Here is a 13,676-nt window from a genome sequence, read left to right as displayed (position 1 = left end):
ACGCCTGGCCGTCAGGCCGCCTCGGGGGGTCTGACGGCGAAGGCGTGGGTGGTCCCGTCGTCGAGCACCACGAGTCCGCAGCGGCCGGGCCGTGCGCGCAGCCAGTCCAGACCGTCGAGCCCCATCGCGTAGGCCGCGGTCGCGTCGATGTCGGCCCAGGTCAGGTCGCCGGCCACGACCGTCACCGACGCCACCCCGACCGGAGCCCGACCGGTGCGGGCGTCGACGACGTGGGCGCCGCGGTGGGCCGACCCCGAGGTCGCGACCGCGCCGCGGCGCAGCGGCACCCGCGCCACGAGCCGCGACGGGTCACGCGGGTCCTCGATGCCGACCTGCCAGGCCGGGTCGCCCGGGTCGGCCACGTGGGCCGCCAGGTCGCCCCCGCCGCCCAGGCAGAAGTCGGTGTCGGGCAGGGCGGTCAGGTGCGCCGACGCCCGCTGCACCGCCCAGCCCTTGACCACCCCGCTGGGGTCGAGCCGCAGGGTCCGCGTCGCGGTGCGACGTCGTACGTCGAAGGCGCCGGCGGACTCCACGCGCGCCTGCTCGCCCAGGGCGAGCACCTCGTGCACCTCCCGCGGGGCCTCGGCCAGGGTCAGCTCGCCGGAGTCGAGACGAGAGACCACCGAGTCGGCCCGGTAGGTGCTGAACACCCGGTCGACCTCACGCAGCTCCGCGACGACCGCGGCCCACGCGTCCTGGCCGGTGCGGTCACCCGCGTGGCGACCGCGCAGGGCGACACTGACCGGCAGGCCCATCACCTGCGCGACCGCGCGCCAGGGGGTGCTCACAGCCCGACTCACAGGCCGGCCTGGTCGAGCGCGCTCTGCAGCGACTGCGCGTAGCCGACGCTGGTCACGGTCGCGCCGCTGACCATGTCGATGTCGGCGCTCTGGGCGTCGAGGGTCGACTGCACCAGGATCGGCAGCGCGTAGCCGTTGATCTCGGCGTCCTTGCCGTTGCCACTGGGGTACTGCAGCACCTGCACCGCGGTGATCGTGCCGTCGGCGACGCTCACCTCGACCTGCACCGGGCCCCACTGGGTCTGCGCGCTGTCGCCGGTGTAGGTGGTGCTCGTGCCGGCGCTCGTGCCGCTGGAGGTGGAGCCGTCGGAGGTGGAGCCGCTGGAGGTGGGGTCCGTCGTGGGGTCCGTCGTGCCGGCCAGGGTGCCGGAGTACGCCGCCGGGGGTGCGGCCGCCGTGGCCGCACCCTCGGTCGAGGTGTGGTAGCCGAACAGCAGGACCAGGACGCTGAGCGTGCTCAGGGCCCACAGGGAGATACGAGTCATGGGGTCACCAACCAAAGGTCTCGAGGTGGAGGTGCTCGGGCGGCAGCCCGGCACGCAGGAGGTCGGCGCGGACCAGGTCGGTCCACGCCTGCGGGCCGCAGACGTAGACGTCGCGCTCGGCGACGTCGGGCACCCAGTGCGTCAGCGCCTGGAGGTCGCCGACCTGGGGGTGGACGCCGGCGCCGAGCCACGAGTCGGGAGCACGTCGTGACCCCGGGAGCGGGACGACGACCAGGCCCCGCTCGTGGCGCAGGACGTCCAGCTCCGCGGCGAACAGGGGGTGTCGGGTGTGGCGGTGCAGCAGGACGGCCTCGCCCGGGCGGTAGTCGAGGCCCTCGGCCAGGGAGCGCAAGGGCGCCAGGCCGACCCCGGCACCGATGAGCGCGACCTTGCGACGGCTGCGGGCCCGGGGGCTGAGCCGCCCGTAGGCGCCCTCGACGGCGACCCGGGTGCCGGGCCGCAGGGTCGCGAGAGCACCGCTCCCGTCGCCGACGTCCTGCACGGTGATCCGCAGGCTGCGACCGTCGGGGGCGGCCGAGAGGGAGTAGGGGTTGGCCCGGGTCCAGCCGCGGCGCCCCAGGAAGCGCCAGACCAGGAACTGCCCGGCCTCGGCGCCGAGGTCGTGCAGGCGCCGGCCGGTGACGTAGACCGACACCACGCCGGGGGCCTCGGGCACGACCCGGGTGACGCGCAGCCCGTGACGCAGGGTGCGCGCCAGCGGCAGCGCGACCCGCCACAGCAGCACGGCCGCGGCCGTCAGCCCCCACGCGCTCCACCAGAGCACCGTGCGGGCCGGCGAGGAGACCAGCTCCTGGCCGGTCCACAGCTGGTGGGGGAGCGCCAGACCGACGCCGAGGTAGGCGTACAGGTGCAGCAGGTGCCACGACTCGTAGCGCAACCGGCGGCGGGCCGCCTTGATGCTGGTCACCATCACCATGACCAGGCACACGGTGCCGGCTGCGGCCAGCAGCATGCCGGGGTGGTCGACCGTGAGCTCCCACAGCATCGCCGGGGTGCGCAGCAGCGAGCCGGCGGCGTACCCCCAGGTGACGAGCACGACGTGGGCCACCATGAGGGTCAACGACGTGAAGCCGACCCAGCGGTGGGTCCGTGCCAGGCGGTCCTGGCCGAAGGCGGCCTCGAGCGCGGGGACCCGGGCCATCAGCAGCACCTGGGCCAGGAGCAGCACGGAGGCGACCAGCCCGGTGAGCCGCCCGAGCGAGGTCAGGGCGTCCCCGAGGGCCGCGAGGTCCTGGACCCCACCGCCCGCGACCCACCAGGAGGTGACCAGCAGGACGCTGAGCCACAGGGTCGCCCCGGCGGCGTGGCGTACGACGGCGTCGCGGCGCGCCCGCTGCCCGAGCGGGCCGGGTGCACGGGGTGCACGGGCGGCCTGGGCGACAGGGGAGTGCCGGCAAGGGGAGGCTGCCGGGGTCACCGGGCGCGGCGCGACGAGGCTCATGCCGCGGACGTGCCGGTGCCGGCGACGAGGCTCGGCACGACGTACCACGACGACGTCGTGCCGCTGCTCTGGTCGTCCTGGCCCGGGTCGAAGCCGTCAGGGCCGCCGCCGGGCAGGGTGCCGCCGGGGACCGTGCCGCCGGGGACGGTGCCCTGGCCCGGCAGACCGCGCGGGCCGCCGAGGTCGCCGTCCCCGTCGAAGCCACGGTCGCGGTCGCCGAGGTGCCCGTCGCGGACGCCGCCCGGCTGGCCGCCGTCGTCGGGGGCCGTGCCGCGGCCGAGCGCGAAGAGGCCCAGGCCGACGCCCAGCAGCAGGAACGCCACCGCGCCACCCGCGCCGAGGCGGGCTCCGCGCGGAGCGTGTTGCCAGCGGTCCTTCAGGCCGCGGCGCTGGGGCACGGGCGGCGGGGCCCACGCGTCCGCCGGGGGCGGGGGCGGCGGGTCCTGGACCGCGGTGGCGCCCGGGGGCGGGCCGTCGGGGGTCTGGGGTGCGGGGGCCTGACCTGCGGGGGCCGGGCCTGCGGTGGGCTCCCAGCGGTTGCCGCTGGTGGACGGGTCGGTCACGGGGTTCCTCCTCGGTGGTCTGTTCGAGGACGACTCTGGCGGCGGGACCTGGGCCCGGGTTCTGACGCCCTTGTGAGCCACCTGTGTGCTGACGTCAGGTGGTGCAGGGACGAGTGACCCGGGGTGCGTCGTGTTCGACGAGTGCTGCGGGGAACGAGTGACTCAGGGTGCGTCGCGTTCCGCCCCTTCCCGACCGGAACTCGACGCGGGGTGGGTCAGGTCTTGCTGCCGGGGGTGGTGGAAGTCGACGCGGGGCGCGTCAGGCGATGTGGCGCGCTCCGGCCCACGGGTCACGGCGTGCCGGTGGAGGGGTGGGTGAGCACCCGCAGCGCCAGCTCGGTCGTCTCGGCGACGCCGAGGTAGCCGACGACCCGCGCCACCGCGGCGGGATCGACCGGCAGCCGGCCGGGGCCGGACCCGTCGGGGGAGACCGCGAGGTCGACGTCGGCGCGGCTGGTCATCATCGAGCGGTTGAACTCGAACTGCTCGCGGGCGCCCGGGGCCGTGAGCTTCTTCAGCACCCCGGCGCCGATGCGGCGCCCGCCCTGCTCGGCGGCGATCGAGTCGAGGGTCGCGACCAGGTTGGCGCCCCCGGCGTGCTCGATGTCGGCCCACACCTCCTGCATCGACCCCATCCCGGCCAGCAGCAGCTCGGCGGTCTTCTTGCCGATGCCCGACACCCCCGGGAGGTTGTCGCTCGCGTCGCCGCGCAGCGCCGCGTAGTCGAGGTAGTGCTCGGCCGCGACGCCGTACATCGTGAAGAGGCGGGCGGGGTCGAGCAGCGGTGAGCCGTGGATGCCGCCGTCGATGAGGCGCAGCACCCGGGTCGAGGCACTGAGGTGGGCGAAGGTGTCGCGGTCGGAGGTCACCACCACGCACTGCCAGCCCTCGCGCTCGGCCCAGGCGGCCGCCGACGCGCTCACGTCGTCGGCCTCGAGACCCGCGGGCGTCACGGTGTGCAGGCCCATCGCCGTGAGCATCGCAGCCGCCCGGTCGAGCTGGTCGACGAGCTCGGGCTGCTTCTGCGCCCGCCCCGCCTTGTAGTCCGGGTACGTCGCTGATCGCACCGACGAGGTCCGGTCGTCGAACCCGAACACCGCCAGGTCGGGGTCGAACCGGTCGATGGCCTCGAGGACCTGGCGCAGCATGCCGTGCAGGGCCCACGCGGGCCGGTTGCCCAGGTCGCGCAGGTCGGACCCGACGCGGGCGTGGTGGTTGCGGTGCAGCAGCGACGGCGCATCGACGACGAGCAGGAGACGTTGCGGAGCCGGGTCGGAGGTGGGCATCGGGCGCCCAGCCTAGGGTGGCCGGCCCGTGCGCGTCAGGCCGGACGACGCGAAAGACCCCGACCGCAGAGCGGTCGGGGCCTTTCGTGAGAGTGAGACGTCAGGCGATGCGGACGTTCTCGGCCTGGGGGCCCTTGGGACCCTGGGCCAGGTCGAACTCGACCTTCTGGTTCTCGTCGAGGGACTTGTAGCCGCTCGTCTGGATCGCGGAGAAGTGGACGAACACGTCCTCGCCGCCGCCGTCCTGCGCGATGAAGCCGAAGCCCTTGTCAGCGTTGAACCACTTGACGGTGCCCTGAGCCATGATCTTTTCCTTTGTTCGGTGCCGGGAGCACTGTGCGCCCAGCCGCTGAAGACATCCACTGTGCTGATGTCCAGCGAACCGAAGACCAGAAGTACGAAACATGGGCCGCGACTTGGTGCGCGGCACGGATGGCCTGCAGCGCCATCCCTTCAACGAGGACCACAGTAGTACCTCGGGAGCGATATCGGGGTTTCGGCGCGCACCCGGTTTCGCGCCGAGGCTCGCGCCGCCCGTCGTCGGCGCCCCGAAACCGATCGGTGCGGGGCCTCAAGACCCTGTCGTGGCCTTCCGAGACTCCGGGTGAGCCCCCACGTCTCCTGGAGTGACCGTGACCGACCTGCGCCCCGCGCCGCCCGTCCGCGAGCGCACCGAGGGACCGCTCACCCGGCGTGGGGTGTCCCGGAGCCTGCTGGCCGGCCTGGCCGCCGTCGCCGTGGCCCCGGCCATCGAGGCCGCGCCCGCCGAGGCCGCCCTCGGCCGTCACCACGCCCGGACCTGCCAGCACTGGCACCGGTGCAAGAAGCACCGGTCCCACACCTGCCACCACCTGCACCGGTGCAAGCACCGCTTCCACCAGGCGCCCGCCCCGACCGAGCCCGCCCCGACCGAGCCCGCGCCGACCGAGCCCGCGCCGACCGAGCCCGCGCCGACCGAGCCCGCGCCGACCGAGCCCGCGCCGACCGAGCCCGCGCCGACCGAGCCCGCGCCGACCGAGCCCGCGCCGACCGAGCCGGCCCCGACCGAGCCCGCGCCGACCGAGCCCGCGCCGACCGAGCCGGCCCCGACCGAGCCCGCGCCGACCGACCCCGACTTCGTCAGCTCGCCGCTGCCGACGGCCGAGTCGTTGCACCTGGGCAACCGGTTCACCTACGCGATGACCCCGGCGCTGCACGCCCAGATGCGCGCGGCGGGCAGCCCGCAGGCCTGGTTCGCCCAGCAGCTCGACCCGGCGGGGATCCCCGACGCCGACGCCGACGCCATCCAGGGCTGGTGGACCTCGATCGACCTGGACGCCGCCACCCTCGCGCAGCGCGACCGCGACCGGGTCGAGGGGGGTTGGCAGGCGATGGAGAACTACGCCCGCTGGTGCCTGGTGCGCCGCATCTACTCGCAGCGCCAGGTCCTGGAGGTGATGGCGGAGTTCTGGGAGAACCACCTGCACGTGCCGGTCTACGACGACGGCGTCTACACCTACCGCGCCGCCTACGGGAAGATGATCCGCTCGCACGCCCTGGGCCGCTTCGACGAGATGCTCGTCGAGGCGATCACCCACCCGGCGATGGGGATCTCGCTCGACAACGCCAGCTCGACCAAGCGCGCCCCCAACGAGAACCTGGGTCGCGAGCTGCTCGAGCTGCACACCCTGGGCCGCGGCAACTACACCGAGGACGACGTCAAGGCGTCGGCTCGCATCCTCACCGGCTACCGCGTCGACGCCTGGCGCACGTGGGCCGCGGCGTACGACCCCGCCAGCCACTGGACCGGGGCCGTACAGGTCGTCGGCTTCACCCACCCCAACACCGACCCCGACGGTCGGGCGGTCGCCCAGCAGTACCTCACCTACCTCGCGCACCACCCCCGCACCGCCGAGCGGCTGGCCCGCAAGCTCGCCCTCCAGTTCGTCTCCGACCACCCGTCCGACGAGCTCGTCGCCCACCTCGCGCAGGTCTACCTCGACCACGACACGGCCATCAAGCCGGTGCTCCTGGCCCTGGTGGCGCACCCGGAGTTCAAGGCGTCGGCCGGCCTGAAGGTCCGCCAGCCCACCGACGACGTCGTCGCGACGTACCGCGTGCTCGACACCAGGATCGCCCCGCCGACCTACTACGGCTCGACCGCCAACGTCATCCTCTGGCAGAGCATGGACCTGGGCCACTCCCCGTTCCAGTGGGGTCGACCCGACGGACCGCCGCGGGACAACGGGTCGTGGTCGTCGGCCTCGCGGGTGCTCGCCTCGTTCGAGTCGCACTACAACATGGCCGGGCGGTGGTGGCCTCAGGAGGACATGACCTACCGCACCTACGAGTCGTGGCTGGCGGTGCCGGGCATGCGCTTCGACGCGTTCGTGGACCACCTGTGCACCCAGCTGCTCGGCAAGCACGCGCCCGACCGCCTGGTCCAGGCCGCGTGCGCCGTGACCCAGACCGGTGTGGCCGAGTCGATCACCACGGCCCACCCGGTCCTGCGCTGGAAGATGCCGCTGCTGCTGACGACCCTGCTCGACACCCCCGACCACCTGCAGCGCTGACGGAGGAACCGTGACGACCACCCCCAGCACCCCCGGCTCGTGCTGCGAGGACTACCGCGGCACCTCGCGCCGCGGGTTCCTGCGCGGTTCGCTCGCGCTCGGCGGCGCCACCGCCGCGACGGTCGCCTACGGCACCACCGTGGCCCAGACGGCGTACGCCGCGGAGCCGGCCCAGCAGGTCCTGGTCGTGCTGTCGATGCGCGGCGCGGCCGACGGACTGAGCCTGGTCGTCCCGCACGCCGACCCCGTCTACTACTCCGCACGGCCCTCGATCGCGGTGCCCTCGGACCGTCTGCTGGTCAAGAACGGCATGTTCGGGCTGCACCCCGCGCTCGCCCCGCTGCTGCCCCTGTGGAACGCCGGGCAGGTCGCCGCCGTGCACGCCGCCGGCCTCCCGGTGGCCAACCGCTCCCACTTCTCCGCGATGGAGGAGCTCGAGGACGCCGACCCGGGCTCGCCGGCACGCGTCGGCTGGCTCAACCGTCTGGTGGGCCGCGACGGGACCGGGTCGCCGATCGAGGCGATCCAGATGGGCGGCGGGGTGCCCAACGCGGCCGTGGTCGGCCCGGAGCCGGTCCTGGTCACCTCCGGGGTCGACGACGTCCGCCTGGCTGCGTCGGACGGGAGCAACGACGCGCCGCGTCGCGCCGCGCTGAGCGCCGCCTGGTCGGGAGCGACCGGGGACCTCGCGGCCGGCCTGCACTCGGCCCTCGACGTCGTCACCGACTTCGCGCCCGTCCGGGCGTCCGCGGACACCCCGCAGAACGGGGCGTCGTACCCCTCGACCGACCTGGCCAAGGCGTTGCGCGCCTCGGCGCGCACGATCCGCGCCGACGTCGGGGCCGAGATCATCACCGTCGACCACGGGTCCTGGGACCACCACACCTGGATCGGCCAGCCCGACAACGGCAACCTCAAGGCGATGGCGGCCGACTTCGCCGGCTCCGTGGCGGCCTTCTTCACCGACCTGGGACCGCTGGCCGCCAAGGTCACCCTGGTGACGATCAGCGAGTTCGGGCGCCGGGTCGTGGAGAACGCCAACCAGGGCCTCGACCACGGCTACGGCAACGTGATGTTCACGATGGGCGCTGGGGTCAAGGGGGGCTACTACGGCACGTGGCCCGGCCTGACCAAGACGACCGACGCCGACCTGCTGGTCACCACCGACTACCGCAGCGTGCTCAACGAGGTCGTGACGACCCGGATGGGCGCCTCCACCGCGCAGGTCTTCCCGGGGTTGTCCCCGCAGACACTGGGGTTCATGACCTCGCTGTGACCCCGGCACGGGAGTCCGGCCCCCGACCGTGAGGGCCCCGGCAGGTTCCGGAGCCCTCACGGTGGTCAGTACGGCGGTCGCTCAGTCGACGTCCGAGCCGGGCAGGGCCGCGCCCGGCACCTCGCTGGGCAGGTACACCCGTGCGTCGCCCGGGTAGGGCAGGTCCCAGTGGTGGGCGTCGTACCAGGTGAACCGGTTCATCAGCTCGGGGTTGGCGAAGTCGGGCCGGGCGTGGGAACCGCTCAGGTGCTGGCGTGAGGCCCACTCCTGCCAGGCCGTCGCGTACGACGTCACCTGCGGGCTCGCCGCCGACGCCGTCGACCGCGCCGCTGACCGGGCGGCCCGGCTGCCGGCCGGGGTGTCGAGGCCGCAGGCCGGCGGGACCGCGATGTTCTCGGTGAGGGAGACCCGGTTGGCCCGCGCGGTGTACGGCGTGTAGTCCGGCTTCTTGGCGGCGAAGGCGTCGTACATGGGGGCTGCGGCGGCGACCTTCTGGTTGAGCGGCTCGGCGCCCAGGATCTGCTCGATCGTGCGGACCATCGAGATCTGGGAGTAGTAGGTCGAGACCGTCCGGCCGTGGGTGGCCCAGGGGCTGATCACCTGGATCGGCGCCCGGTGGCCGTCGACGTGGTCGGGCCCGTTCTGGCTGTCGTCCTCGAGGACGAAGATCGCGGAGTCCTTCCAGTAGCGGCTGTGGGTGATCGTGTCGACGATCTTGCCGAGCGCCAGGTCACCGCCGGCCACGTTGGACCGCGAGGTCACGGGCCCACCGGTGTGGTCGTCGGAGAGCCACACCATGTTGAAGTCGGCCGGTCCGTTGGCCTCGAAGTCCTGCTTCCAGATCGAGTAGCGGTAGAGGTCGGGCACCGACATGTCGAACGGCGGCGAGGTCGGGTTGGTGATCGCGTTGAGCGACGGGATCACCGAGCCGTAGTCGCCCTTGAGGTCGGGCGTGGTCAGCTGGGCGGGGTCGCCGCCGGCCTCGACGCTGCGGCTCGCGCAGTAGTACTGCTGCCAGGTGCCGGCCGGCTTGCCCTCGGTGTAGATGAACTCGCCGTAGTTGCGGGCCGTGTGGCCGGCCGACTGGATCGCGGTCCACAGGAAGCCGGACCGCTGGTGGCCCAGGACGTCCTCCTCGGTGTCGTAGCTGCGCACGTACTCACCGGCGCTGGACTCGGTGTACTCCGGGTCGTCGCCCTGCATGATCCAGTTGTGGCCCTCGGCGGAGTTGGTGCCGATGTCGTAGGTGTTGTCGTAGAGGCCGAACTGGCGCGACAGCGCGTGGATGTTGGGCGTCACCTGCTCGCCGAACTGCGCGAGCGACGGGTCGCCGTTGCCCTCGGGCATGTCGCCGTGGACCTGGTCGTAGGTGCGGTTCTCCTTCACGAGCATGAAGACGTGCTTGATCGTCGAGGGGTCCCCGATGCGCCGGGGCACCGCGACGGCCTTGGCCCGCTTGCCCGTGGCGTGCTTGACGTCGGTGTCGGCCATGCCCCAGTCGTTCTGGGCGAAGACGGCCCGGGTGTGGACCTCCTTGATCTCGCGGTCGGAGGGGAGGGTGAACCGGGTCAGGGAAGCCGTCGTGCCGTGCGTGCCGTAGCCGGTCGCCGGGGTGGTGCCGAAGCCCTTGTCGAAGGTGATCTGGGGGCCCCGCGCGTCGATGCCGCGACGGTTGGCGACGACGAGCCCGTCGCCGACGCTGAAGACGTCCTCGGGGTAGTAGTCGGTCGGCACGAGGCCGACGTAGCTGACCGGGTCGAGCGCGCTGGTGCCCAGCCGGTAGACCGCGATCGCGTTGGCGCGGCCCAGGCTCACCAGGAGCCGGCCGTCGTGCACCGTGACGGCGTCGGGCTGGTAGCCGACCGGCGAGCCCTCCCACGGGCGGGTGGCGATCGTCTGCACGACCTGGTGGGTGGCGGTGTCGACGACCGAGACGGTGTCGTCGTTGGTGTTGGTGACGTAGAGGACGCCGTCGCTCTGGTACATCGCGGTGGGGTGCAGGCCGACCTCGATCTCACGCGGCGCCGCGGCGGCGGCGGTGAGGTCGATGACGCTGAGGGTGCCGTCGGTCGAGGTGCCGAGGTAGGGGTCGGCGGCGACGGCGGTGCCGTAGGAGTCCTGGGTGTCGTCGCTCGCGCGGGCCCGGCGTCCACCCTCGTCGCTCACGTAGAGCTCGCTGCCCACGACCTCGACCTGCCGGGGGGCGACCCCGACGTCCCAGGTCTGCTTCACGGCGCCGGTGACCGGGTCGAGGGCGACGACGGTGTTCTGGCCGTTGAGGGCGGCGTACAGCGTCGAGCCGTCGGCGGAGTAGGCCAGACCGGCCGTCAGCGCCTTCTGGTCCCCGATCGTGGGCAGGGCGAACCTGGTGCCGGTGCCGAGGGTGCCGTCGGCGTTGACCGGGAAGCGGGTGAGCCCGGTGGCGTTGGGCATCCAGAGGAAGGTGCCGTCGGGGGAGTAGAGCGGACCCTCCTGGCCGACGGTGTTGTCGGACAGGCGCGCGTCGACACCGGCGGCGGTCCCGCCGCGCCAGATCAGTCGGTACGACGTCAGGTCGAAGACCTGCAGCGAGACCGAGCGGTCGTTGGACGTCGCGGCCAGGAAGCGGCCGTCGGGGCTGACGGTCGAGCCCATGAACTTGCCGTAGGGCGTCATCAGCCGCTCGCCGAGCGGCTTGAGGACCTGGTTGGACGAGACCTGCAGGCCGTCGGCGTACTCGGTGCCGACCTGCCGGTCGCCGAAGTCCCCGGCGGCGTAGGCGACACCGGTGAGCGTCAGGGCCAGCCCGCTGACGGCGAGGACAGCGGGCACCCGGCGGCTGAACAACCGGGTGAGGGGTCGGGTGAAGGGCCGTTCGGCCGGTTTCACCGTGCGGTTGCGCATGACATTCATGAGGGACCTCTCTCAGCGGGGTGGAGCAGGTCGACGAAGCCGTCGAACTGCCAGAGGGGGTTGGGCGCGTCCCCGGTGGGGACGCGGACCATGAAGTAGCCGTTGACCTCCTGCGGGCCGTCGCCGTCGGCGACGAAGCGCCCGTCGGCGGTCACGTCGAGCTGGTAGATCGCGGTGCCGGTGGCGGTCGACCCGGGCAGGGTCCAGGTCACGACGCAGCGCCAGTCGCTGCCGGGGCCGGTGTCGTCGACGCGTTCGCCGCCCTTGTCGCAGCGTGCGGTGGTCTGCAGCTGGGCGGTGGTGACCGGCGGGCGGTTGAGCTCGTCGGTCTGCAGCACGTAGAGGGACGAGAACGACGTCGCGAGGGCGGCCTCCAGCCGGGGGCGCTCGACCCCGGACCCGGTCGCCCCGGTCGCCGTGGCCACGACGAGGGTCGTCGCCGCGACCAGCCCGACCAGCGGCAGCAGCCCGACCGCGACGAGGCGGCGTCCGGCGCCCGCGTGGCCGAGGTCGGTGAAGTCGCGGCGGGTGAAGAGCCGGTAGGCCAACCCCGTGGCCAGTGCCACCCAGGCCGCGCTCACCGCGACCCCGGCCCACACGGGGTCGAGCTGGGTCGGTGAGGTGAGCAGGCCGCGGTAGCCGAGGAAGGCGCTGGTCGGCAGCGCGACGCGCAGCGCGACCGGCACCGGCAGCAGCTGCAGGCCCTGCAGGACGAGCGCGACCACCACCGGCATCAGCAGCCCGAGCGGGGAGCGCCCCAGGGCCACCGACCCCAGCAGGCCCAGCGCGAAGAAGGCCAGGGTGGGCGGGACCGCGAGCAGCCACGCCAGCGCGACCGTGCGGGCCAGCTCGCCGGCCACCATGAGGTGCCCGTCGAGCCCGGGCAGCGGGTGGGAGCCGATCGAGAGCAGGCCCCCCACGGTCGAGGAGACCGCGAGGGCGACGAGCAGCGCCAGGGTCACCGTGAGGGCGGCCAGCGTCTTGGCCCAGAAGATCCGGGGAGCCGAGCCGACGGCCACCAGCAGGCTGCGCCAGGTCCCGAGCCGGTCCTCGACGGCGAACACGTCACCCGCGACGACGCTGGTGAGGAGCGGCAGCACGAGGGTGCCCACGAACACCAGGACCACCAGGGATCCGGCCCACCCCGACTGGTTCATCCAGCGGCCGTAGACGGCGTCGGCCGGCAGCGAGGTCTGGCGGCTGACCACGGCGGTGTAGACGGCCGGGGCGAGCAGGCAGGCCAGCAGCACCAGGCGCATGCGCCACTGCGAGAAGAGCTTGACCAGCTCGAAGCGGTAGGCCCGGCGCAGGGCCACGGGGCGGACGACCGGGTTGGCGCTCGTCGCGGCCCCGGCCCTCTCAGCGGTCGTCGTCATCGAGCAGCGCCCGGGGTGCCGGTCAGCGCCAGGAAGGCCGCCTCGAGCGGCGGGACCACCGGCCCGAGCTCGCGGATCGCGACGCCGGCGGTCACCAGCCGGGCCACCAGCTCGTCGACGGCGGCCTCGGACCCGCGCAGGACGAGCGCTCCGTCGGTCTGCGACGGCGCCCGGCGTGCCGTGGACGGACGCAGCGCCGGTACGGCGGCCGCGAGGTCGCGCGTGCGCTGCGGGTCGGAGGTGACGAGCCGGTAGTCGAGCTCGTCGTTCTCGGCCGCCAGCTTGCTCACCGGGCCCGAGAACACCACCCGACCCGTGGCGAGCAGGGTGACCTCGTGGCACAGCGCCGCGAGGTCGTCCATCTGGTGGCTGGAGATGATGACGGTCGCGCCGTCGTCGGCGAGGTCGCTGAGCACCTCGTGCACCTGGCGCTTGCCGACCGGGTCGAGACCGTTGGCGGGCTCGTCGAGCACGAGCAGCCGCGGGTCGCCGAGCAGTGCGGCGGCCAGGCCGAGGCGCTGCCGCATGCCGAGGGAGAAGCCCCGGACCTGGTCGTCGGCGACCTCGCCGAGACCGACGCGGTCCAGCAGCGTGCCGACCTCGCGGCGTACGTCGTGGCGAGACCCACCGCGCCCACCGCGCAGCGAGACGAGGGCGGTCAGGTTCTGGCGGGCCGTGAGGGTCGGGTAGAGGCCGGGGCCGTCGACGAAGCCCGCGACGCGCGAGGGGAGCGCGAGCGCCCGGCCGACCGGCGTCCCGAGCACCTCCAAGGTGCCGGAGTCGGGCACCCCGAGCCCCAGGAGCAGCCCCAGCAGCGTCGTCTTGCCGGCGCCGTTGGGGCCGATGAGCCCGTGGACCTGACCCGCGGCGACGTCGAGGTGGAGCCCGTCGAGGGCGATCACGTCGTCGTAGGTCTTGGTGACACCGCGCGCCCGGACCGCTGCGGTCGACTGCATGCTTCCTCCGTCCGGCAGGGCCACCCGA

The 13,676-nt window shown here is 73.6% G+C and carries 11 protein-coding genes; 2 read left to right on the top strand and 9 right to left on the bottom strand.

Annotation, left to right across the window (positions count from 1 at the left end):
- Nucleotides 1–11: 11 nt before the first annotated feature.
- The 6 genes from FZC61_RS20030 to FZC61_RS20005 all read right to left on the bottom strand — a co-directional run bounded on the left by FZC61_RS20030 (nt 12) and on the right by FZC61_RS20005 (nt 4,900).
- Entirely contained in the window at nt 12–788 is a 777-nt protein-coding gene (locus FZC61_RS20030) for an FAD:protein FMN transferase (RefSeq protein ID WP_246142815.1), read from the bottom strand.
- 8 nt (nt 789–796) lie between these two features.
- The gene (locus FZC61_RS20025; RefSeq protein ID WP_148615957.1) at nt 797–1,285 is read right to left on the bottom strand and encodes an FMN-binding protein; all 489 of its coding nucleotides are present in this window, start codon (nt 1,283–1,285) and stop codon (nt 797–799) included.
- 4 nt (nt 1,286–1,289) lie between these two features.
- Nucleotides 1,290–2,747, bottom strand: coding sequence for a ferredoxin reductase family protein (locus FZC61_RS20020; RefSeq protein ID WP_148615956.1), 1,458 nt, complete (start codon nt 2,745–2,747; stop codon nt 1,290–1,292).
- On the bottom strand, nt 2,744–3,310 hold the full coding sequence (locus FZC61_RS20015) for a hypothetical protein (RefSeq protein WP_148615955.1): 567 nt from the start codon (nt 3,308–3,310) through the stop codon (nt 2,744–2,746). The genes FZC61_RS20020 and FZC61_RS20015 overlap by 4 nt, the downstream gene beginning before the upstream one ends.
- A 290-nt stretch (nt 3,311–3,600) precedes the next feature.
- Nucleotides 3,601–4,596, bottom strand: coding sequence for a 5'-3' exonuclease (locus FZC61_RS20010; RefSeq protein ID WP_148615954.1), 996 nt, complete (start codon nt 4,594–4,596; stop codon nt 3,601–3,603).
- Between the two features lie 100 nt (nt 4,597–4,696).
- Nucleotides 4,697–4,900, bottom strand: a complete 204-nt coding sequence (locus FZC61_RS20005; protein WP_148615953.1) for a cold-shock protein — start codon at nt 4,898–4,900, stop codon at nt 4,697–4,699.
- Between the two features lie 328 nt (nt 4,901–5,228).
- Between FZC61_RS20005 and FZC61_RS20000 the strand changes: the two genes are divergently transcribed.
- Nucleotides 5,229–7,148, top strand: coding sequence for a DUF1800 domain-containing protein (locus FZC61_RS20000; protein WP_148615952.1), 1,920 nt, complete (start codon nt 5,229–5,231; stop codon nt 7,146–7,148).
- A 10-nt stretch (nt 7,149–7,158) separates the two neighbouring features.
- Nucleotides 7,159–8,424 (top strand): DUF1501 domain-containing protein, encoded by a 1,266-nt coding sequence (locus FZC61_RS19995; RefSeq protein WP_148615951.1) that lies wholly within the window; start codon nt 7,159–7,161, stop codon nt 8,422–8,424.
- Nucleotides 8,425–8,505: 81 nt separating this feature from the next.
- Here the strand turns inward: FZC61_RS19995 and FZC61_RS19990 are convergent, their stop codons facing one another.
- The 3 genes from FZC61_RS19990 to FZC61_RS19980 are packed head-to-tail and all read right to left on the bottom strand — an operon-like array spanning nt 8,506 to nt 13,648.
- Complete coding sequence (locus FZC61_RS19990) at nt 8,506–11,316, bottom strand: alkaline phosphatase family protein (protein ID WP_148615950.1); 2,811 nt, start codon at nt 11,314–11,316, stop codon at nt 8,506–8,508.
- Nucleotides 11,313–12,692, bottom strand: a complete 1,380-nt coding sequence (locus tag FZC61_RS19985) for an ABC transporter permease (RefSeq protein ID WP_148615949.1) — start codon at nt 12,690–12,692, stop codon at nt 11,313–11,315. Before FZC61_RS19985 ends, FZC61_RS19990 begins: the two co-directional genes overlap by 4 nt.
- Nucleotides 12,689–13,648, bottom strand: a complete 960-nt coding sequence (locus FZC61_RS19980) for an ABC transporter ATP-binding protein (protein WP_148615948.1) — start codon at nt 13,646–13,648, stop codon at nt 12,689–12,691. Before FZC61_RS19980 ends, FZC61_RS19985 begins: the two co-directional genes overlap by 4 nt.
- Between the last annotated feature and the right edge of the window lie 28 nt (nt 13,649–13,676).

This window comes from Nocardioides rubriscoriae (genome assembly GCF_008087085.1).
Taxonomy (GTDB): Bacteria; Actinomycetota; Actinomycetes; order Propionibacteriales; family Nocardioidaceae; genus Nocardioides; species Nocardioides rubriscoriae.
The sequence above is the reverse complement of the archived record's forward strand: the minus strand, read 5'-3'. Positions and strand labels throughout refer to the sequence as shown.